The organism is Streptomyces orinoci, from assembly GCF_003121295.1.
GTDB lineage: Bacteria > Actinomycetota > Actinomycetes > Streptomycetales > Streptomycetaceae > Streptomyces > Streptomyces orinoci.
The window spans coordinates 60,856-81,124 of record NZ_PHNC01000031.1; the positions used below are offsets into that span (position 1 = coordinate 60,856).

17 protein-coding genes and 7 tRNA genes are annotated in these 20,269 nt (G+C 69.3%); 13 read left to right on the forward strand and 11 right to left on the reverse strand.

Annotation, left to right across the window (positions count from 1 at the left end; genetic code table 11):
* Positions 1 to 74 precede the first annotated feature (74 nt).
* Together CV755_RS22225 and CV755_RS22230 are read right to left on the reverse strand one after the other, a co-directional pair.
* On the reverse strand, positions 75 to 593 hold the full coding sequence (locus CV755_RS22225; RefSeq protein ID WP_153068736.1) for a hypothetical protein: 519 nt from the start codon (positions 591 to 593) through the stop codon (positions 75 to 77).
* A 96-nt stretch (positions 594 to 689) separates the two neighbouring features.
* Positions 690 to 1,040, reverse strand: coding sequence for a metallopeptidase family protein (locus CV755_RS22230; RefSeq protein WP_109283447.1), 351 nt, complete (start codon positions 1,038 to 1,040; stop codon positions 690 to 692).
* A 139-nt stretch (positions 1,041 to 1,179) separates the two neighbouring features.
* On the opposite strand from CV755_RS22230, the gene CV755_RS22235 reads away from it, so the two are divergent.
* From CV755_RS22235 to CV755_RS22260, 6 genes are all read left to right on the forward strand, one after another.
* Positions 1,180 to 1,252 (forward strand) — tRNA-Glu (locus tag CV755_RS22235).
* A 39-nt stretch (positions 1,253 to 1,291) separates the two neighbouring features.
* Positions 1,292 to 1,366 (forward strand) — tRNA-Asp (locus tag CV755_RS22240).
* 56 nt (positions 1,367 to 1,422) lie between these two features.
* Positions 1,423 to 1,496 (forward strand) — tRNA-Phe (locus CV755_RS22245).
* Positions 1,497 to 1,632: 136 nt separating this feature from the next.
* Positions 1,633 to 5,574: an ATP-dependent RNA helicase HrpA gene (gene hrpA / locus CV755_RS22250; RefSeq protein ID WP_109282074.1), complete on the forward strand. Its 3,942-nt coding sequence runs from the start codon at positions 1,633 to 1,635 to the stop codon at positions 5,572 to 5,574.
* 104 nt (positions 5,575 to 5,678) lie between these two features.
* Positions 5,679 to 5,753 (forward strand) — tRNA-Asp (locus CV755_RS22255).
* A gap of 193 nt (positions 5,754 to 5,946) precedes the next feature.
* Positions 5,947 to 6,171 carry a DUF6274 family protein gene (locus tag CV755_RS22260; RefSeq protein ID WP_241561353.1) on the forward strand — a complete coding sequence of 75 codons (225 nt, stop codon included), beginning with the start codon at positions 5,947 to 5,949 and terminating at the stop codon, positions 6,169 to 6,171.
* A gap of 341 nt (positions 6,172 to 6,512) precedes the next feature.
* Here CV755_RS22260 and bldC read toward each other — a convergent pair whose 3' ends face one another.
* Both bldC and CV755_RS22270 read right to left on the reverse strand, forming a co-directional pair.
* Positions 6,513 to 6,719: a developmental transcriptional regulator BldC gene (gene bldC / locus CV755_RS22265; RefSeq protein WP_003949541.1), complete on the reverse strand. Its 207-nt coding sequence runs from the start codon at positions 6,717 to 6,719 to the stop codon at positions 6,513 to 6,515.
* Positions 6,720 to 7,208: 489 nt separating this feature from the next.
* On the reverse strand, positions 7,209 to 8,069 hold the full coding sequence (locus tag CV755_RS22270) for a DUF8083 family protein (protein ID WP_109282075.1): 861 nt from the start codon (positions 8,067 to 8,069) through the stop codon (positions 7,209 to 7,211).
* Between the two features lie 204 nt (positions 8,070 to 8,273).
* Between CV755_RS22270 and CV755_RS22275 the strand changes: the two genes are divergently transcribed.
* A complete protein-coding gene (locus tag CV755_RS22275; protein WP_241561354.1) occupies positions 8,274 to 9,407 on the forward strand; it encodes a Leu/Phe/Val dehydrogenase in 1,134 nt (377 codons plus the stop codon).
* A gap of 312 nt (positions 9,408 to 9,719) precedes the next feature.
* A complete protein-coding gene (locus CV755_RS22280; protein WP_109282076.1) occupies positions 9,720 to 9,980 on the forward strand; it encodes a DUF3073 domain-containing protein in 261 nt (86 codons plus the stop codon).
* A gap of 68 nt (positions 9,981 to 10,048) precedes the next feature.
* Here CV755_RS22280 and purM read toward each other — a convergent pair whose 3' ends face one another.
* The 4 genes from purM to CV755_RS22300 all read right to left on the reverse strand — a co-directional run bounded on the left by purM (position 10,049) and on the right by CV755_RS22300 (position 14,180).
* Positions 10,049 to 11,119 (reverse strand): phosphoribosylformylglycinamidine cyclo-ligase, encoded by a 1,071-nt coding sequence (gene purM / locus CV755_RS22285; RefSeq protein ID WP_109282077.1) that lies wholly within the window; start codon positions 11,117 to 11,119, stop codon positions 10,049 to 10,051.
* A gap of 27 nt (positions 11,120 to 11,146) precedes the next feature.
* Positions 11,147 to 12,664, reverse strand: coding sequence for an amidophosphoribosyltransferase (gene purF / locus CV755_RS22290; RefSeq protein WP_109282078.1), 1,518 nt, complete (start codon positions 12,662 to 12,664; stop codon positions 11,147 to 11,149).
* A gap of 104 nt (positions 12,665 to 12,768) precedes the next feature.
* Positions 12,769 to 13,533: a sterol carrier family protein gene (locus CV755_RS22295; protein ID WP_109282079.1), complete on the reverse strand. Its 765-nt coding sequence runs from the start codon at positions 13,531 to 13,533 to the stop codon at positions 12,769 to 12,771.
* Complete coding sequence (locus tag CV755_RS22300; RefSeq protein ID WP_109282080.1) at positions 13,530 to 14,180, reverse strand: TetR/AcrR family transcriptional regulator; 651 nt, start codon at positions 14,178 to 14,180, stop codon at positions 13,530 to 13,532. The genes CV755_RS22295 and CV755_RS22300 overlap by 4 nt, the downstream gene beginning before the upstream one ends.
* Positions 14,181 to 14,330: 150 nt before the next feature.
* Between CV755_RS22300 and CV755_RS22305 the strand changes: the two genes are divergently transcribed.
* Positions 14,331 to 15,836 (forward strand): MFS transporter, encoded by a 1,506-nt coding sequence (locus CV755_RS22305; RefSeq protein WP_109282081.1) that lies wholly within the window; start codon positions 14,331 to 14,333, stop codon positions 15,834 to 15,836.
* Between the two features lie 45 nt (positions 15,837 to 15,881).
* Here the strand turns inward: CV755_RS22305 and purL are convergent, their stop codons facing one another.
* Genes purL through purS form a run of 3 tightly spaced genes read right to left on the reverse strand, consistent with a single transcriptional unit; the run spans position 15,882 to position 19,050 of the window.
* Complete coding sequence (purL, locus tag CV755_RS22310; RefSeq protein ID WP_109282082.1) at positions 15,882 to 18,131, reverse strand: phosphoribosylformylglycinamidine synthase subunit PurL; 2,250 nt, start codon at positions 18,129 to 18,131, stop codon at positions 15,882 to 15,884.
* Positions 18,128 to 18,808, reverse strand: a complete 681-nt coding sequence (gene purQ, locus CV755_RS22315) for a phosphoribosylformylglycinamidine synthase subunit PurQ (protein ID WP_109282083.1) — start codon at positions 18,806 to 18,808, stop codon at positions 18,128 to 18,130. The genes purL and purQ overlap by 4 nt, the downstream gene beginning before the upstream one ends.
* Complete coding sequence (gene purS, locus CV755_RS22320) at positions 18,805 to 19,050, reverse strand: phosphoribosylformylglycinamidine synthase subunit PurS (protein ID WP_109282084.1); 246 nt, start codon at positions 19,048 to 19,050, stop codon at positions 18,805 to 18,807. Before purS ends, purQ begins: the two co-directional genes overlap by 4 nt.
* Before the next feature lie 322 nt (positions 19,051 to 19,372).
* Between purS and CV755_RS22325 the strand changes: the two genes are divergently transcribed.
* The 4 genes from CV755_RS22325 (at position 19,373) to CV755_RS22340 (ending at position 20,213) form a co-directional block, all read left to right on the forward strand.
* Complete coding sequence (locus CV755_RS22325; RefSeq protein WP_109282085.1) at positions 19,373 to 19,702, forward strand: histone-like nucleoid-structuring protein Lsr2; 330 nt, start codon at positions 19,373 to 19,375, stop codon at positions 19,700 to 19,702.
* 179 nt (positions 19,703 to 19,881) lie between these two features.
* A tRNA-Gly gene (locus CV755_RS22330) sits at positions 19,882 to 19,953 on the forward strand.
* Between the two features lie 44 nt (positions 19,954 to 19,997).
* A tRNA-Gly gene (locus tag CV755_RS22335) sits at positions 19,998 to 20,069 on the forward strand.
* 71 nt (positions 20,070 to 20,140) lie between these two features.
* Positions 20,141 to 20,213 (forward strand) — tRNA-Gly (locus tag CV755_RS22340).
* Positions 20,214 to 20,269 lie beyond the last annotated feature (56 nt).

Genomic DNA, 20,269 nt, shown 5'->3' on the forward strand with positions numbered 1-20,269 from the left:
CACCATACGCACCCCCCACCCCTGAGCGCAAGCCGCCTGCTCAGCGCCGTTTCCACGACCCCGGGGGCCACCCCTCAGGCGACCGGCCCGGCCTGCGGCGTGGGGTGCGGGGCGGGCGAGGTGGCGGGCGGGGGCGGCGGAGGCGGCGAGGAGGGCGGCGGCGGGCTGACCGGCGGCCGGGCGGGCGGCGGCGAGGAGGCGGGCGGCCGGGCCGGAGCGCTGGCCGGCGGCTTGGCGGGCCCCCCGGGCTTGCCCTGCCGGGCCGGCGGTGCGGCATCGTCCGAGTTCTCGGCGGACGGCGCGGCGGAGGACGAGCCGGAGCGCGCGCCCTTGGCCGAAGGGCTGCCACTGGCGCCGTGCGCCGCCTTGGCGTCCGTCCGCCCGGGACGCTCCCCGGCCACCGGAAGCCCGTCGTCCGGCTCGGCCCCGGCCTCGCGCTGCTTGCCGGAGACGGAGGGAGCGGGGCGGCCCGGGTCGCTGACGCTCATGCACCCGCCCAGCGCCAGGGCCGCCACGGCCACGGCCGCGCACCGGATGCCCGCCGAGCGCGCTCTGCGCAGGGGAGGAACAGCGTGCACGGGGATCACGCGCATGGGGGACCGCCTTCAGGTCACAGGGGGACGGGCCCCCTGCCCAACTGGCCCCGCCCCGCGCAGGACACGCGGTCCCCTCCGGCCCCGGGCGTGACCTCAGCCATAGCCCAGTTGGTCCAGCCGTTCGTCATCGATGCCGAAGTGGTGCGCGATCTCATGAACGACCGTCACCTCCGCCTGCTCCACCACCTCTTCCCGGGTGCGGCAGCCGCGCAGGGTGGGGCCCCGGTAGATGGTGATCCGGTCCGGCAGCACCCCCGCGTACCACTCACCGCGCTCGGTCAGCGGCGTCCCCTCATAGAGCCCGAGCAGTCCCGGCCGGTCCGCCGGCGGCTCGTCCTCCACAAACACCGCGACGTTGTCCATCAGCCTCGTCAGCTCCGGCGGGATCCGGTCCAGCGCCTCGGCGACCAGCTCCTCGAACTCCTCGCGCGTCATCTCCAGCACGCTGGCCATTCTGCGGCAGCGGAGGGCTTCCCGCCGGGGGCCGCAGCGGGCCCCGGCAAACCGTTTTGGCGTTCCCACCCGCCATCCCATATGCTTCTCACGTCCCCGAGGCGCTGAACAGCGCAGAGGTGGGCCATCAGCCCTCATCGTCTAGTGGCCCAGGACGCCGCCCTTTCAAGGCGGTAGCACGGGTTCGAATCCCGTTGGGGGCACGCGTGATCCTGTGCGAGACTGGTTCTCGCACACCACAAGGTCCTGTGGAGCAGTTTGGAGTGCTCGCCACCCTGTCAAGGTGGAGGCCGCGGGTTCAAATCCCGTCAGGACCGCTGCACTCTCGCAAGAGAGTGCTTCCCCAAGCTCTTCGAGCTGGGGGATACCCCTAGGCTGGGTAGCTCAGTTGGTACGAGCGTCCGCCTGAAAAGCGGAAGGTCGCCGGTTCGACCCCGGCCCCAGCCACGGTGCGCCCCCCATCTTTGATGGGGGGCGCTGTTTTATGTTGCGGGTTACGGCCGGTCCGGCATCCCGGACCGCACCATTCCGCTCCCAAATGCGTTGGCCGCTCCACAGCGCCGGGTGCGATCCTGGAGCTCGTATGTCTACGCAGCCTGCCCCCACCGTCGCCGATCTCGCCACGCGCCTGACCGAGCTCTCCCTGCGTGATGCGCAGCGGCTCGGCCGCAGGCTGGACGGCGCCCGCCGCATCCGCAAGTCCGAGGCCCGCATGGCGGTGTTCGCCGAGATCGCGGCCGAGATCGACCAAGCCGAGCAGCGGCTCGCGCGCCGCCGCGCGGCCGTCCCGGCCATCAGCTACCCCGAGCAGCTGCCGGTCAGCCAGAAGAAGGACGAGATCCTGGCGGCGGTGCGCGATCACCAGGTGGTGATCGTCGCGGGCGAGACCGGCTCCGGGAAGACCACCCAGATCCCCAAGATCTGCCTGGAGCTCGGCCGGGGGGTGAAGGGCCTGATCGGCCACACCCAGCCCCGCCGGCTCGCGGCCCGTACGGTCGCCGAGCGGGTGGCGGAGGAGCTGCGGACGCCGCTGGGCGAGTCCGTGGGCTTCAAGGTCCGCTTCACCGACCAGGTGAGCCCGGACACCCATATCAAGCTGATGACCGACGGCATCCTGCTCGCCGAGATCCAGACCGACCGCGAGCTGCGCCAGTACGACACGATCATCATCGACGAGGCCCATGAGCGCAGCCTCAATATCGACTTCATCCTGGGCTACCTGGCCCAGCTGCTCCCCCGCCGCCCCGACCTCAAGGTCGTCATCACCTCGGCGACCATCGACCCGGAGCGCTTCTCCCGGCACTTCGGGGACGCCCCGATCATCGAGGTCAGCGGCCGTACCTATCCGGTGGAGGTGCGCTACCGGCCGCTGCTGGAGGAGGGCTCCCAGGACCCGGACCGCGACCAGATCACCGCCATCTGTGACGCGGTGGACGAGCTGGCGCGCGAGGGAGACGGCGACATCCTGGTCTTCCTCTCCGGCGAACGGGAGATCCGCGACACGGCGGACGCGCTGGAGAAGAAGAAGCTCAGGTTCACCGAAATCCTGCCGCTGTACGCCCGGCTCTCCCATGCCGAGCAGCACCGGGTCTTCCAGCGGCACACCGGACGCCGGATCGTCCTGGCCACCAATGTCGCCGAGACCTCGCTGACCGTCCCCGGCATCCGCTATGTCATCGACCCCGGCTTCGCCCGGATCTCCCGCTACAGCCACCGCACCAAGGTGCAGCGGCTGCCGATCGAGCCGGTCTCCCAGGCCAGCGCCAACCAGCGCAAGGGCCGCTGTGGCCGGACCAGCGACGGTATCTGCATCCGGCTGTACTCCGAGGACGACTTCCTGGCCCGGCCGGAATTCACCGATGCCGAGATTCTGCGCACCAATCTGGCCTCCGTCATCCTCCAGATGACCGCCGCCGGGCTGGGCGATATCGAGAAGTTCCCCTTTATCGATCCGCCGGACCGCCGCAACATCAAGGACGGCATCGATCTGCTGCAGGAGCTGGGCGCGCTCGACCCGCGGCAGAAGGATCCGAAAAAGCGCCTCACCCCGCTGGGCCGCAAACTCTCCCAGCTGCCGGTGGACCCCCGGCTGGCCCGGATGGTGCTGGAGGCGGACCGCAATGGCTGTGTCCGCGAGGTCATGGTGATCGCCGCCGCGCTCTCCATCCAGGACCCCCGCGAACGGCCCTCCGACAAGCAGCAGCAGGCCGACCAGCAGCACGCCCGCTTCAAGGACGAGACCAGCGACTTCCTGGCCTTCCTCAATCTGTGGCGCTACATCCGCGAACAGCAGAAGGCGCTGTCCTCCTCCGCGTTCCGGCGGATGTGCAAGTCGGAGTTCCTCAACTATCTGCGGATACGCGAATGGCAGGACATCTACGCCCAGCTGCGCACCGTGGTGAAGACCATGGGTGTGCATATCGCCGAGGAGGACGCGCCCGCCGAGCGCATCCACCAGTCGCTGCTGGCGGGCCTGTTGTCGCACATTGGTCTCAAGGACACCGAGAAGAACGAGTATCTGGGCGCCCGCAGCGCCAAGTTCGCGGTCTTCCCCGGTTCGGCGCTGTTCAAGAAGCCGCCGCGCTGGGTGATGTCCGCCGAGCTGGTGGAGACCTCCCGGCTGTGGGCCCGGGTCAACGCCCGGATCGAGCCGGAGTGGATCGAACCGCTGGCCCAGCACCTGGTCAAGCGCACCTACAGCGAGCCGCACTGGGAGCAGAAGCAGGCCGCGGTGCTGGCCTATGAGCGGGTGACGCTCTATGGGGTGCCCATCGTCGCCCAGCGCAAGGTCAACTACGGCCGGATCGACCCCGAGGTCAGCAGGGAGCTGTTCATCCGCCATGCCCTGGTGGAGGGCGACTGGCGCACCCATCACCAGTTCTTCCATGACAACCGCAAACTCCTCGGCGAGGTCGAGGAGTTGGAGCACCGGGCGCGGCGCCGGGACATCCTGGTGGACGATGAGACCCTGTTCGACTTCTATGACCAGCGGCTGCCCGAACATGTGGTCTCCGGTGCGCACTTCGACTCCTGGTGGAAGCACAAGCACCGCGAGGAGCCGGAGTTGCTCAACTTTGAGCACTCCATGCTCATCAATGAGAACGCGGAGGCGGTCACCAAGGCCGACTACCCGGACTCCTGGCGCCAGGGCCGGCTGAAGTTCAAGGTCACCTATCAGTTCGAGCCGGGCGCGGACGCGGACGGTGTCACCGTGCACATCCCGCTCCAGGTGCTCAACCAGGTCACCTCCGAGGGCTTCGACTGGCAGATCCCCGGACTGCGCGAGGGCCTGGTCACCGAGCTGATCCGCGCACTGCCCAAGCCCATCCGCCGGCACTGTGTACCGGCGCCCGACTACGCCGCCGCCTTCCTGGACTCCGTGGTGCCCCTCCAGGAGCCGCTCACCGCCGCCCTGGCCCGGGAGCTGCACCGCAGGACGGGGGTGCGGGTGGAGCCCGAGGACTTCGACCTGGGCAAGATCCCCGACCACCTGAAGATCACCTTCCGGGTGGTGGACGAGCGCAAGCGGAAGATCGCCGAGGACAAGGACCTGGAGGCGCTGCGGCTGCGGCTGAAGCCCAGGACCCAGGCGGCCATCACCAAGGCCTTCGAAAAGGCCGCCGAGTCCGCCTCCGGCGCCCCCGCGGGCCCCGAGCAGCGGTCGGGCCTCACCCGGTGGACCATCGGCACCCTGCCCCGCACCTTCGAGACCAAGCGGGCCGGCCAGCCGGTCAAGGCGTACCCGGCGCTGGTGGACGAGGGCGCCTCGGTGGCCGTACGGCTCTTCGACACCGAGGCGGAGCAGCGGACCGCCATGTGGCGGGGCACCCGCCGGCTGATCCTGCTCAATCTGCCGTCCAACCCCGCCAAGTTCGCCCAGGACAAGCTGAGCAACCAGCAGAAGCTGGCGCTGTCCGCCAATCCGCATGGCTCCATCCAGGCGCTGTTCGAGGACTGCGTCGCCGGGGCGGCGGACCGGCTGATCGCCGCGCATGGCGGCCCGGCCTGGGACGAGGAGGGCTTCCGCAAGCTCTTCGACGCGGTGCGCACCGACATTGTGAATGTGACGCTGGACACCATCCGCCAGACCCAGGAGGTGCTGGCCGCCTGGCACGCCTGCGAGCGCCGGCTGAAGGCGACCACCAGCCCGGTGCTGCTGCCCTCGCTCACCGATGTCCGGCAGCAGCTGGATGCGCTGATCAAGCCGGGCTTTGTCACCGAGCACGGGGTGCGGCGCCTGCCCGATCTGATGCGCTACCTGGTGGCGGTGGACCGCCGGCTGGCCCAACTGCCCACCAACGCCCAGCGGGACGCCGCCCGGCTGGCCAAGATCAAGGAGATGCAGGACGAGCACGCCTGGCTGCTGGAGCAGTTCCCCAAGGGGCGCCCGGTGCCCCAGGAGGCGCTGGACATCCGCTGGATGATCGAGGAGCTCCGGGTGAGCTACTTCGCCCATGCGCTGGGCACCGCCTTCCCGGTCTCGGACAAGCGGATCGTCAAGGCGATCGACGCCCTGGCCCCCTGACGCCGGAGCGCCGGCGGGCGGCCGGGGAGATCGGGTTCGACCGCACCCCCTGACCTGCTGTAGAGTCTTGCTTCGCAGCCCCGCGGAAGCGGAGCGGCAAGCAAGGTCCTGTGGAGCAGTTTGGAGTGCTCGCCACCCTGTCAAGGTGGAGGCCGCGGGTTCAAATCCCGTCAGGACCGCATCGATTGAGAGGCCCGGACCCCTGGGGGTTCGGGCCTCTCTCCTTTTCTCCGGAACCCTGCGGCCGAGGCCGCCCGGGTCCTAGACTGTGGCGCAGGCCACGCAAATCCCGTCAGGTCCGCCCCGGTTGCGGGCGTTGAAGGCCGGCTCCCCCGGGTCCGGCCTTCTTGTGTGCGCGCTTGACTGGGACACGTGCCAGAGGTACCCACTCAGTGGGAGGTGCTGCGCTCGATGACGATGACCACCCGGACCGAGAGCACCAGCACGGCGGACGGCATCCGGCATGCGACCCGGGCCCTGTTGCGGGCCCATCTCGCGGCAGCCACCGGCTATCGGCACCTGACCCGGCACTGCCCGGTCTGCCACCGGCTGCTGCGGCTGGCCCAGGAGGGCGCCGAGGGGCCCATACGCGGCTGAGAGGGCCCAACGGCGGCCCATGGCAAGGCAATCGGTGACACCGGCCGTCCTCTACCGCTTCCGCACGGCGGGCAGCAAGAACCTCGCACTGTGACGGTAGTCACCCTAAATCCTTACGTATGGGGGGAACTCACACCCTGCCCACCACCGGTCAATTTAATATGTGCAATTGCACCGACCGCTCAACCAACTCCCCGGACCCCTCCGGGAGTCGGCCGGGCGGCGCCCCGCGGGCATAAAAAGATCGCGCTGGACCCGGCGGAGTCCAGCGCGCTCTTCACGTACCAGTCGGGCGGCTCACCGGGTTGGGGGCCCCGGAAATCGCCCCGTCATTCAGTTGTTCAGGCTTCGCTTCGCTGCTGCGGAATGCCCGCCAGCAGGGCACGGACCTCCGCTTCGCGGTATCGGCGATGCCCTCCGAGCGTGCGGATGGACGTGAGCTTGCCTGCCTTGGCCCACCGCGTGACCGTCTTCGGGTCCACGCGGAACATCGTGGCAACCTCAGCCGGGGTCAGCAGCGGCTCGGCATCAGGGGTGCGAGCGGTCATGAGCGGCCTCCTCGGGAGAACCGAGTTCAGGATCGGTTCTTTCCTCTAAATTCTGCACCTTGACCCACGTTGCCCGAAATGGCGGACGCGGGCCGAGTCGGTTATAGGACGAACGGCTTGTCCTCGGCACTACAACTACACCATCTGTCCAGCCACGTCGGCCAAACCGATGGAATTGCCCTCTCAGGTGTTCAACCTCGACGGAACCCGATGGACCATGTCATAGCGGACAGTCACGCAGTCGTGACGATCAGTCACAGTGGGATCAGGGGTCATCAGGCCCGTCAAGAAGAGCAATACCGATCAATCCACCCGTACTCGGATAGAAGGAGCCCTTCCCGGACTCCTTGTCCTATTTTGCCACGAGGGTGGGCGATGGGCGCAAGACTTGACGTAAGTGCGTTAGATCACGGTTGCTCCAATGGCCCGGATCAGGACCTAGGTCCCGTAGCGGAAATCACAACGGTCCCACCATGCCCAAAAGCGGCGTCAGTTGGCGAACTGACGGTCCCGGACGGCCCGCCAGCGCTCGGTGAGCCGTGCATACGCCTCCCCCGCCCGCCGGCCGTCACCGGCCCGCAGGGCGGCCAGCCCCTCCGCGGTGTCCGCCGCGGAACGGTCGTCGGCCAACTGTGCCTCCGGAACCATATGCACCAGCCCGCCGTAGTCCAGCTCCACCAGCGAACGCGGATGGAACTCCTCCAGCCAGCGCCCCACCTCCACCAGGCCGTCGATCAACGGCCCCTCCTCAATGGCATCCCGCAGCGTACGCAGTGCCCGGGCCACCCGTCGCCGGGCCTGCACCATGGGAGTGCGGTAGCGCAGCCGCAGCCCCCCGCCGCCGGAACCCCCGCCGCCCTGCGGGGCCTTGCCGTACTCGCGTTCCTCGTCGGAGAAGAGCACGAACCAGCGCAGCGGCACCTGCCAGGTGGCGGTGCGGATCCATGGCCGGGCATCGGGATTGCGCTCCTGCCAGCGCGCGTAGTCCGCCTCCGCCTGCCGGCGCACCACCGGCGGCAGCACCGCGTCCAGCACCGCGGCCGGAAACCGTTCGGAGAGCTCCTCCAGCGCCAGCCAGCCGCGCAGCCGGGTGCGCCAGGGACAGACACAGACCACGCCGTCCACCACCGCGACAAAGGCGTCACCGCTCTCATGCACCGGCACCGCCACCGGCGGGGTGGGCAGCAAGTCGGCCAGCGAGCGGCGGAGTTCGTCCTGCGCGGTGGGCAGCTCCTCGCGCCGGGCGTAGCCGGCCCAGTGGGAGCGTTCGGGTTCCGGGAAGGCGCCCAGCGGTTCGTAAACCCGGAGATACGCCGCGTACGGGACGTTCACCGACGACGCCAGACCCACGCTCGCTCCCTCAAGCCGGAGGATCACCGCGGGGAGCCGGCCGCCCGCTCCCCCTCCGGTGCAAATCGTCCCATGGCGCCGGAGCCCGGGAGAGTGATCCTCGGCACCGCACCCATGCGAGGGCCGTCCAGGCCCTACGCTCGTGCCAACCGGCCCTCCGGTACCCCGGGAGGGCAACTCCGCGAGACATATGGAGTCACCACAGTGACTGACGTACGTCCCACCTCCGGCACCGACACCGGCAGCACCGAAGGCGTGCTGCACACCCTGTTCCGCTCCGACCTCGGCGGCCATGAGCAGGTGGTGCTCTGCCAGGACCGGGCCACCGGCCTCAAGGCCGTGATCGCCCTCCACTCCACCGCCCTGGGCCCCGCCCTGGGCGGTACGCGTTTCTACCCCTATGCCTCCGAGGAGGAGGCGGTACGGGACGCGCTCAATCTCTCCCGCGGGATGTCCTACAAGAACGCCCTGGCGGGACTGGAGCATGGCGGCGGAAAGGCCGTGATCATCGGCGACCCCGAAGAGATCAAGACCGAACAACTGCTGCTCGCCTACGGCCGGTTCGTGGCCTCTCTTGGCGGCCGCTATGTCACCGCCTGCGATGTGGGCACCTATGTCCAGGACATGGACGTGGTGGCCCGGGAGTGCCGCTGGACCACCGGCCGTTCACCGGAGCGGGGCGGCGCCGGTGACTCCTCGGTGCTCACCGCCTTCGGCGTCTTCCAGGGCATGCGGGCCGCGGCCGGGCACCGGTGGGGTGAGCCCACGCTGCGCGGCCGCCGGGTGGGCGTGGCCGGGGTGGGCAAGGTCGGGCACCACCTGGTGGAGCATCTGATCGAGGACGGCGCCCAGGTGGTGGTCACCGATGTCCGGCCGGAGGCCGTGGCCCGGATCACCGAGCGCCACCCGGAGGTCACCGCGGTGCCGGATGCGGCGGCCCTGGTCCGCGCCCCCCTCGATGTCTACGCCCCCTGCGCCCTCGGCGGCGCGCTGGACGACGCCACGGTGGCCGCCCTGACCGCCACCGTGGTCTGCGGCGCGGCCAACAACCAGCTGGCCCACCCCGGGGTGGAGAAGGACCTGGCCGACCGGGGCATCCTCTACGCCCCCGACTATGTGGTGAACGCCGGCGGAGTGATCCAGGTCGCCGATGAACTGAACGGTTTCGACTTCGACCGGGCCAAGGCCAAGGCGGCCAAGATCTACGACACCACGCTGGCCATATTCGACCGGGCGCATACGGATGGAGTACCGCCGGCGGTGGCCGCCGACCGGCTGGCGGAGGCACGGATGGCCGAGGCACGGGCGACCCGGGTGCCCCGCCAGGCACAGCGGTAACGAGCGGATGCCCGGGAGCCGCACAGCGGTCCCCACAGACGCCCCGCCGGGGTGTGGCAAGGGAGATATCCCTCACCACCCCTCGGCGGGTCGTCGCCAAGAACCGGTTAAAATCGCGGCTGACCAGTGTGGACGGGGCTCCTCGCGGGTTGTGCTCCGTGGCACGTCATGCGGGCGACGTACCGTATGGCCGCGGAAGCAGGTACCGTTGAAGTCCTACAGGCCGGATCCCTCAGCGGGGATCCGCTCTGATCAATGAACGCGTGTCAAGACTCTGGGGCCGTCGAGCCCCGTCATTGAGGGGGTCGAGCCATGGGGCGCGGCCGGGCCAAGGCCAAGCAGACAAAGGTCGCCCGCCAGCTGAAGTACAACAGCGGCGGGACCGACCTCTCACGTCTGGCCAATGAGCTGGGCGCAACGCAGCCGTCAACGAAGCGGCCGCCGAACAGCGAGCCGCTCGAGGACGAGCTGGACGACGACCCGTACGCCCAGTACGCGGCGCGTTACAACGATGACGAGGATGAGGACGACCACACGGTGTCCGATCACTCCGCATACCGTCGCCGCGCTTGACGCGAAGACTCTCACCGACCCGGTCCGGGGCTTGGCCCCGGACCGGGTTCTGTGCTGCCCGGCGCCGGTCAGGCTGAGTAGTCACCGGTCAGGGCCACCGCTTCGGAGTGCTCGCCGCGCTCGGTGATCTCGCCCGCGACCCAGGCGTCCAGGCCCCGGTCAGCGCAGGTGGCCAGGGCCACCTCCACGGACTCCGGCGGCACCACCGCGATCATGCCGACGCCCATGTTGAGGGTCTTCTCCAGTTCCGGACGGGCCACCTCGCCCAGCCGGCCGACCAGGTCGAAGACCGCGCCCGGGGTCCAGGTCGAGCGGTCAACGCTCGCATGGAGATGGTCCGGGATCACTCGTGCCAGATTGTTGGCCAGTCCGCCTCCGGTGATGTGCGAAAAGGCATGCACTCGGGCGGTGCGGGTGAGCGCCAGGCAGTCCAGCGCATAGATCCGGGTGGGCTCCAGCAGTTCCTCACCCAGGGTGCGGCCGAACTCGGGCACCTGGCGGTCCAGCTCCCAGCCGGCCCGGTCGAAGAGCACATGGCGGACCAGCGAGTACCCGTTCGAGTGAAGTCCGGACGAGGCCATCGCGATGACGGCATCACCCTTGCGAATGAGATCCGCGCCCAGCACCCGGTCGGCCTCGACCACTCCGGTGCCCGCGCCGGCCACATCGAACTCGTCCGGCCCCAGCAGCCCGGGGTGCTCGGCGGTCTCCCCGCCGATCAGCGCGCAGCCGGCCAGCGAGCAGCCCTCGGCGATGCCCTTGACGATGGCCGCCACCCGCTCGGGGTGGACCTTGCCCACACAGATGTAGTCGGTCATGAACAGCGGCTCGGCGCCGCACACCACCAGGTCGTCCACGACCATGCCGACCAGGTCGTGGCCGATGGTGTCGTAGACGCCCATCCGGCGGGCGATGTCCACCTTGGTGCCCACGCCATCGGTGGCGGAGGCGAGCAGCGGACGTTCATAGCGCTTGAGGGCACTGGCGTCGAAGAGGCCGGCGAAGCCGCCGAGGCCGCCGACGACCTCGGGGCGGGTGGCCTTCTTCACCCACTGCTTCATCAGTTCGACGGCGCGGTCGCCCGCCTCGATATCGACGCCCGCGCTTGCGTAGCTGGCACCGGTGGTCTCCGAAGACATTGGTCTAGAGATCTTTCGTGTCGGGTGTTACGGGCGGCGCAGGGCGTCCGCGGCGTCGGGGCCGCCTGCGAGCTCGGTCTCCAGCAGGTGCTTGCCGAGCAGCTCGGGGTCGGGCAGCTCCATCGGGTACTCGCCGTCGAAGCAGGCGCGGCAGAGGTTGCCCTTGGCGATGGTGGTGGCCTCGATCATGCCGTCGATGGAGATGTACGCCAGGGAGTCGGCGCCCAGCGACTTGCCGATCTCCTCCACGGTCATCCCATTGGCGATCAGCTCGGCGCGGGTGGCGAAGTCGATGCCGAAGAAGCAGGGCCACTTGATGGGCGGCGAGGAGATCCGGATGTGCACCTCGGCGGCACCGGCCTCACGCAGCATCCGCACCAGGGCGCGCTGGGTGTTGCCGCGGACGATGGAGTCGTCCACCACCACCAGGCGCTTGCCGCGGATGACTTCCTTCAGCGGGTTGAGCTTCAGCCGGATGCCCAGCTGGCGGATGGTCTGGCTGGGCTGGATGAAGGTCCGTCCCACATAGCTGTTCTTGACCAGGCCGGAGCTGTAGGGGATCCCACTGGCCTCGGCGTAGCCCACGGCGGCCGGGGTGCCGGATTCCGGGGTCGCTATCACCAGGTCGGCCTCGGCCGGGGCCTCGGCGGCGAGCCGGCGGCCCATCTCCACCCGGGAGAGGTAGACATTGCGGCCGGCGATGTCGGTGTCCGGGCGGGCCAGATAGACGTACTCGAAGACACAGCCCTTGGGGCGGGCATCGGTGAAGCGGCTGTTGCGCACGCCCTGCTCGTCGATGGCGATCAGCTCGCCGGGCTCCACCTCGCGGACGAAGCTGGCGCCCACGATGTCCAGGGCGGCGGTCTCCGAGGCGACCACCCAGCCGCGCTCCAGACGGCCCAGCACCAGCGGGCGGATGCCCTGCGGGTCGCGGGCGGCATAGAGGGTGTGCTCGTCCATGAAGACCAGCGAGAAGGCGCCCCGGACGTCCGGCAGGACCTTCTTGGCCGCGTCCTCCACGGTCAGCGGCTTGCCGTCGTCATCGGTCTGCCCGGCCAGCAGGGCGGTGACCAGGTCGGTGTCATTGGTCGCCGCGACCTGGGTGGCCCGCCCGTTCTCCTTGGGCAGCGCGGCCACCATCTCGGCCAGCTCGGCCGTGTTGACCAGGTTGCCGTTGTGGCCCAGCGCGATGGAGCCGTTGCCGGTGGCCCGGAAGGTGGGCTGGGCGTTCTCCCACACCGAGGCTCCGGTGGTGGAGTAGCGGACATGACCGACCGCGATATGGCCCTGGAGGGAGCCGAGGGAGGTCTCGTCGAAGACCTGGGAGACCAGTCCCATGTCCTTGAAGACCAGGATCTGGGAGCCGTTGCTCACCGCGATGCCCGCGGACTCCTGTCCACGGTGCTGCAGCGCATACAGCCCGAAATAGGTGAGTTTGGCGACCTCTTCTCCCGGAGCCCAGACACCGAAGACACCGCAAGCGTCCTGGGGGCCCTTTTCGCCGGGAAGCAGGTCGTGGTTGAGTCGTCCGTCACCACGAGGCACACCTTGAGTCTATGGCAGCCGGAAGGTTCATCCGAACCGGGGACGACCGGGGATGTCTCACACCACGCACAGCCACCCGACCGGCACGGTGAATCACTGTCCGCTCAATCGAGCAAGGGCAGTTGTGCGGAGATGTCCGCCCGTTCGCCACTCGCCGTGACGGACGCCTCCGCCACCGCCGAGCTCCAGGCGGTACGGCCGGCGGCCAGCCGCAGCCAGGTGAGCGGGTCGGTCTCCACCACATTGGGCGGGGTGCCCCGGGTGTGCCGGGGGCCCTGGACGCACTGCACCACCGCGAAGGGCGGGATGCGCACCTCCACCGAGCCGCCGGGCGCCCGGTGGGCCAGCGCGTCGGCCAGCAGCCGGGTGGTGATGGCCAACGCCTGCCGGTCATGGGCGATGGTGAGCCCGGTGGCGGCCGCCAGGTCATCGGCGTGGAGCACCGTACGAAGCACCAGGGTGAGGGCGAAGTCCCCCGCGTTGACGGGGCCGTGGGGGGAACGGAGCAGGGTGCCGGGGTCCGCCTCGGCGCCCTCCAGCGCCCGGACGGCGGCGGTCAGCCGGGCGAGCGGATCGGGGTCCGGGGTCACCTCGGCGGGACGGCGGTATGCGGCCAACCAGCCCTGGACGTCCAGGCGTTGCTCGCCCCGGGCGGGGGCGGGCCCGGCGAGCAGGCGGGGCAGCTCCTCCAGAACGGCGGCCAGCTGTGTGATCAGTTGGCCGGTGGTCCAGCCGGGCAGGCGGGTGGGGGCGGCGAGCGCTTCGGCGGGGAGCCCGGCCGCCACCGTCCGTACCGCCTCCGCCTCGCGGAGCAGGGCGGTGCGGGTCTTGGCCGGGTCATAGGCACGGGCCCTGGGCCTGGCGGTCATCGGACGGCCTCCGCTCCGTACTCGCCCAGCCCGAACTCCACCATGGCAAAGGCCCGCTCGGCCAGCGCCACCGCGTCGGGCTGGACGGCTGCGGCGGACTCCCCCGCCAGCAGCCGCTGGATGTTGTGGTCGATCAGCGCATTGCGCGCGCCCATCAGCTGGGCGGCGGCCACCCTGGCCAGATGCGGATCGCCCGGTACCGCCGACTCCAGCTCCTCGGCGAGCAGTTGCTGGGCGCGCAGGGAGAACTGGTGGCGCCGGTCCCGCAGGGCGGGCGTCCGGTCGATCAGCCGGAGCACCCGCAGGATGGACTCCTCGTCCAAGAGCCCCACCGAGGCGTCGTGTTCGGCCAGCGCGCGCAGGAACTGATCCCGGACCGCGGCCACCACCGACTCACCGGGCCGCCGGTCGCGCACCGCTCGGGCCGCGTCGTCGATGTGCACCTCCATGGGGCCGAGGACCAGATCCTCTTTGCTGGAGACGTAGTTGAAGACGGTCATCTTGGACACCTGGGCCGCCGCGGCCACCTCGGCCACCGAGACATTGTCATAGCCGCGCTCGATGAACAGGTCGGCCGCGGTGCGCCAGATGACCGCCCGGGTCTGGATCTTCTTGCGCTCGCGGAGGCTGACTCCTTCGGTCTCCATGGAACGACCTTAGCAAGATCGGTTTGGCCGGGTCGAAAAACATACTCGGCTGAAAAATTGACTCGGTATACCTCGATGCCCCATGGTGGTCCCGGGGGACACAACGGATCACAACCGCCCGTGGAACACGGGCACTTCAAGGGGGCACCCATGTCCGACTCCGCCGGGCGCCGCAGGATCTGCTTCGCCGTGTGCATAGTCACGATCCTGCTGGCCGTCCTGGACCAGAACATCGTCTCGGCCGCCACCGTCCCGATCGTCCGCGATCTGGACCCGGTCCATGGCGTCGATCGCATCCCCTGGCTGATCAGCGCCTTCGCTCTGGCCGCCACCGCCGCCCTGCCGCTCTACGGCAAACTGAGCGACTCCTATGGCGCCAAGCGGGTCTTCCTGGGGGCGGTGGCCACCTTCCTGGTGGGCTCGGCACTCTGCGGAACGGCCCACACCATGCCGCAGTTGATCGCCTTCCGGGCGCTGCAAGGGCTCGGCGGCGGCGGGCTGATGAGCATCACCATGGTGCTGATGGCCCAGCTCAGGGGAGCGGGCGGCAAGGGACCGGGGATCGCCGGCATCGGCGCGGTGATCGCGGGTGCGGGCATGGCGCTGGGACCGGTGGTCGGCGGCGCGCTGGCCGACCACGCCGGCTGGCGCTGGGTGTTCTATATCAACCTGCCCATCGGGCTTGCCGTGCTGGTGCTCGCCGCCCTGCTGATCCATGTACCGCACAAGGCCAACCGGCACCGCATCGACTACCCCGGCGCGGCCCTGGCCGCCGCCTTCTCCATCGCCCTGCTGCTGATCGCGGAGTGGGGCGGCAAGGAGTACGCCTGGGGCTCGGCCACCATCCTGGGACTGGGCGCGGCCTTCGCCGCACTGCTGGCCCTCTTCCTCTGGCGGCAGGCCACCGCGGCCGAACCCGTGCTGCCGCTGTCGATGTTCAAAAACCCGGTGCTGCGCGGCTCCTTCGCGCTCCAGGCCATGCTGGGCGTGGCCCTGATGGGCACCGTGGTCTACATCATGATCTATCTGCAGATCGCCCGTGGCATCAGCGCCAGTGACGCCAGCCTCTTTATGATCCCCATGGCCGTGGGACTGGTGGGAACCGGCCTGTCCTCCGGCCTGTTGCAGAAGCGCGGCTGGAACCACCGCAGCTTCCTGCGCACCGGCACCACGGTCAACGCCCTCGCCGCCATCTCCCTGATCTTCACCGGAGTGCACACCAGCCTCTGGCTGCTGGGCTTTGAACTACTGCTGCTGGGTGTGGGGTTCGGGCTGCTGCTGGGCCAGGTGCTCACCCTGGCCATGGAGTCCACGGCGCCCGAACAGATCGGGGTGGCCACCACCGGCGTCCGCTTCTTCCAGAGCCTGGGCGGCGCCCTGGGCACCGCGCTGTTCGGCACGGTGCTCAGCCGGGTCTATGAGTCCAAGGTCCCCGGCGGCTCCACCAGCCGGATCGCCCGGCTGTCCGGTGCCGCCCACACCCATGCGGTACACGCCCTGGTGACCTCGGTGGACACCGTGTTCGCCTGCGCCGCCGGGGCCATGGTGCTGGCGGTGGTACTGGCCGTACGGCTGCGGATCCCGGCCGGGACGGCCGGACGCGGCACCACGGCCCCGGACGGGAAGACCACCGTGGTGCCGGTCAGGATCAAATGACCGTACGGCGCCGGACGGGCCAACTCGCCCGTCCGGCGCCATATTTCAACCGAACAGCGCGGGGATGGTCCCCTGGTGCGCGGAGCGCAGCTCGTCCAGGGAGATGCCGAACTCGCCCTGGACCTCCAGGGATTCGCCGTCCACCACACCGATCCGGGTGGCGGGCAGGCCGCGCGCCCCGCACATATCGGTGAACCGCAGCTCCTCGCTGCGCGGCACCGCCACCACCGCCCGGCCCGCCGACTCCGAGAAGAGGAAGACAAAGGGGTCCAGCCCCTCGGGCACCAGGATCCGCGCCCCATTGCCCCCGCGCAGACAGGACTCCACGAGGGCCTGGACCAGACCGCCGTCGGAGAGGTCATGCGCCGCGTCGATCATGCCGTCCCGGGAGGCGGCGATCAGGATCTCGGCGAGCAGCTTCTCCCGCTCCAGGTCCACCCTGGGCGGCAGCCCGCCCAGATGGTCATGGATCACCTGGGACCAGGCCGAGCCGCCGAGCTCCTCATGGGTCTCGCCGAGCAGATACAGCAGCTGGCCCTGCTCGGTGAACGCCATCGGGGTACGGCGGTTGACGTCGTCGATGACGCCCAGCACCGCGACCACCGGCGTGGGGTGGATGGCAGTCTCGCCGGTCTGGTTGTAGAGCGAGACATTGCCGCCGGTCACCGGAGTGCCCAGGGCCAGGCAGCCATCGGCCAGTCCCCGGGTGGCCTCGGCGAACTGCCACATCACACCCGGGTCCTCGGGGGAACCGAAGTTCAGGCAGTTGGAGATGGCCAGCGGACGGGCGCCGGTGGCGGCCACATTGCGGTACGACTCCGCCAGCGCCAGCTGCGCCCCCGTATAGGGGTCGAGCTTGGTGTAACGGCCATTGCCGTCGGTGGCCACCGCCACACCCAGGTTGGTGGACTCGTCGATACGGACCATGCCGGAGTCCTCCGGCTGCGCCAGCACCGTATTGCCCTGGACAAAGCGGTCGTACTGGTCGGTGATCCAGGACTTGGACGCCTGGTTGGGCGAGGCCAGCACCTTGAGCACCTGCTCCCGCAGCTCGTCCGAACTCGCCGGGCGGGGCAGCTTGTTGGCGTCGTCCGCCTGCAGCTCGTCCTGCCAGGACGGGCGGGCGTACGGGCGCTCGTACACCGGGCCCTCATGGGCCACGGTGCGCGGCGGTACATCCACGATCTGCTCGCCGTGCCAGAAGATCTCCAGCCGCTCGCCCTCGGTGACCTCACCGATCACGGTGGCGATGACATCCCACTTCTCGCAGATCTCCATAAAGCGGGCGACCTTGCCGGGCTCCACAATGGCGCACATCCGCTCCTGGGACTCGCTCATGAGGATCTCCTCGGGCGAGAGAGTGGCGTCGCGCAGCGGGACGGTGTCCAGTTCCACCCGCATACCGCCGGAACCGGCGCTGGCCAGCTCGCTGGTGGCACAGGACAGACCGGCGCCGCCGAGGTCCTGGATGCCCTCGACCAGGTGCTCCCGGAACAACTCCAGGGTGCACTCGATCAGCAGCTTCTCCTGGAAGGGGTCGCCGACCTGGACGGCCGGGCGCTTGGCCGGACCGGTAGCGTCGAATGTCTCCGAGGCCAGCACCGAGACACCGCCGATGCCGTCGCCGCCGGTGCGGGCGCCATAGAGGATGACCTTGTTCCCGGCGCCGGAGGCCTTGGCCAGGTGGATGTCCTCATGCTTCATCACGCCCACGCACAGCGCGTTGACCAGCGGGTTGCCCTGGTAGCAGGGGTCGAAGACCACCTCGCCGCCGATATTGGGCAGACCCAGGCAGTTGCCATAGCCGCCGATGCCGGCCACCACGCCGGGCAGCACCCGCTTGGTGTCGGGGTGGTCGGCGGCGCCGAACCGCAGCGGGTCCATCACCGCGACCGGGCGGGCGCCCATGGCGAGGATGTCGCGGACGATGCCGCCCACACCCGTGGCCGCGCCCTGGTAGGGCTCGATATACGAGGGGTGGTTGTGGGACTCCACCTTGAAGGTGACCGCATAGCCCTGGCCGACGTCCACCACACCGGCGTTCTCGCCGATGCCGACCAGCAGGGCGTCGTTCTCGGGGGCCTTCTCGCCGAACTGGCGCAGGTGCACCTTGCTGCTCTTGTACGAGCAGTGCTCGGACCACATCACCGAGTACATGGCGAGCTCGGCGCCGGTGGGCCGGCGGCCCAGGATGGCGCGGATCCGCTCGTACTCGTCCTGCTTCAGGCCGAGTTCGGCCCAGGGCTGGGCGGTGTCCGGGGTTTCGGCCGCGTGCTTGACCGTATCCAGGCTCATGAGTTGACCAGCTTCTTGAGGAGCGAGGTGAAGAACCCGAGGCCGTCGGTGCGGCCGGTGCCGATCAGCGGCTCCACCGCGTGCTCGGGGTGCGGCATCAGACCGACCACGTTTCCGGCGGCGTTGGTGATGCCGGCGATGTCACGGAGCGAGCCATTGGGGTTGCCGTCCAGGTAGCGGAAGACGACCCGGCCTTCGGCCTCCAGCTCGTCCAGGGTGCGCTCGTCGGCCACATAGCGGCCGTCGATGTTCTTCAGCGGGACGGAGATCTGCTGGCCCGCCCGGTAGTCGGCGGTCCAGGCGGTGTCCGCGTTCTCCACCCGCAGCTTCTGGTCGCGGCAGATGAAGTGCAGATGGTTGTTGCGGAGCATGGCGCCGGGCAGCAGATGGGTCTCGGTGAGCACCTGGAAGCCATTGCAGATGCCCAGGACGGGCATGCCCGCCTTCGCCTGCTCGATGACGCTCTCCATCACCGGCGAGAAGCGGGAGATGGCCCCCGCCCGCAGATAGTCGCCATAGGAGAAACCACCGGGCAGGACCACCGCGTCAACCTGCTTGAGGTCCTTGTCCCGGTGCCACAGCGGTACGGCTTCCAGACCGGCGATCCGCACCGCCCGCTGGGTGTCGCGGTCGTCGAGGGTGCCGGGGAAGGTAACGACTCCTACGCGTGCCGTCACGATTCGACTCGCACGGTGAAGTCCTCGATCACGGTGTTGGCGAGAAACGTTTCCGCCATCTCATGGATTCGGGCGAGGGCGGCCTCATCGACCGGGCCCTGAACCTCGAGTTCAAAGCGCTTGCCCTGACGGACGTCGGCGATCCCCTCGAAACCCAGGCGTGGCAGTGCGCGCTGCACCGCCTGCCCCTGCGGGTCGAGGATCTCCGGCTTGAGCATGACGTCGACTACGACGCGTGCCACTGGCACTCCCGGTGTGTGGTGCGTGAGCTGAAGCGGTACGGCCAGCGTACAGTCCAGAAAAATCTACGCGCATAGATATCCGGGGGAACGCGCTCGCGTTTACCGGGCGGCCCCGGCGGACGCAAGAAAAAACGCGAAAAAACACCGAAGGGCCCACCGCTGGGATTGCGCCCGGGCACACCGACGGAATTAACTGGGCTTCACTATTTAGCGACCTTTGTTGTACAAAGGTTTTGACATTGGCCGAGAACCCTCGGAATCCTTGCATCACCGCAGGTCAACGCGGGAATGCAAGGGGTGATGCAGCTGAAAGGACCTTTTCGTGGCGCAGCGCGTGGTGGTCATGCTCTCTGACGACATCGACGGCTCGGAAGCCGACGAGACCGTCGAGTTCGGTATCGACGGCAAGTCGTACGAGATCGACCTCAACAAGGCCAACGCCAAGAAACTCCGGGAGATCCTGGCGCCTTACATGGCGATGGGCCGCAAGCGGGCCCGGTCCGGCCGGACCTACCGCCGGACCGCCGTGGCGCCGGACCCGGCGGCGGTGCGCGCCTGGGCCCGCTCGCACGGCATGGAGGTGCCGCCCCGGGGCCGCATCCCCAAGAAGGTCTACGAGGCGTTCAACGCGGGCAACCGGCAAGGGGCCTGAGCCGGCGAGCGGGCCGGCCGGTGGCAGGGGCCCTGAGGCCGGGCCCCCTTCGGCGCCTCCCTTCGACGCCTCCCCCTTCAGCGCTCCCCGGAACCGGATTTGCATTGCACCCCCCATGATCCGCTAGAGTCTGGAGCACGCCGAGGGGCGAGGCCGAAAGGCCGGACTCCCCGGAACGCGCGGGTGTAGCTCAGTAGTAGAGCGCCCCCTTTCCAAGGGGGAGGCGCAGTGTGCGATTCCTGTCACCCGCTCTCACCGTTTACCGGTCACCTCAAGTGGCCTGGTGGATGGTTGCGCGGGTGTAGCTCAGTAGTAGAGCGCCCCCTTTCCAAGGGGGAGGCGCAGTGTGCGATTCCTGTCACCCGCTCTCATCGCTTACCGGCCACTCAAGTGGATCAGGTACAGTGGTGTTCGCACCGCGCGAGAGCGCGGAGCGATGCGGACGTAGCTCAGTTGGTAGAGCGCAACCTTGCCAAGGTTGAGGTCGCGAGTTCGAGCCTCGTCGTCCGCTCTGGAATGGAAGGCCCTGGTCGTCACTGCGACCGGGGCCTTCTTCCGTTCCGGGCA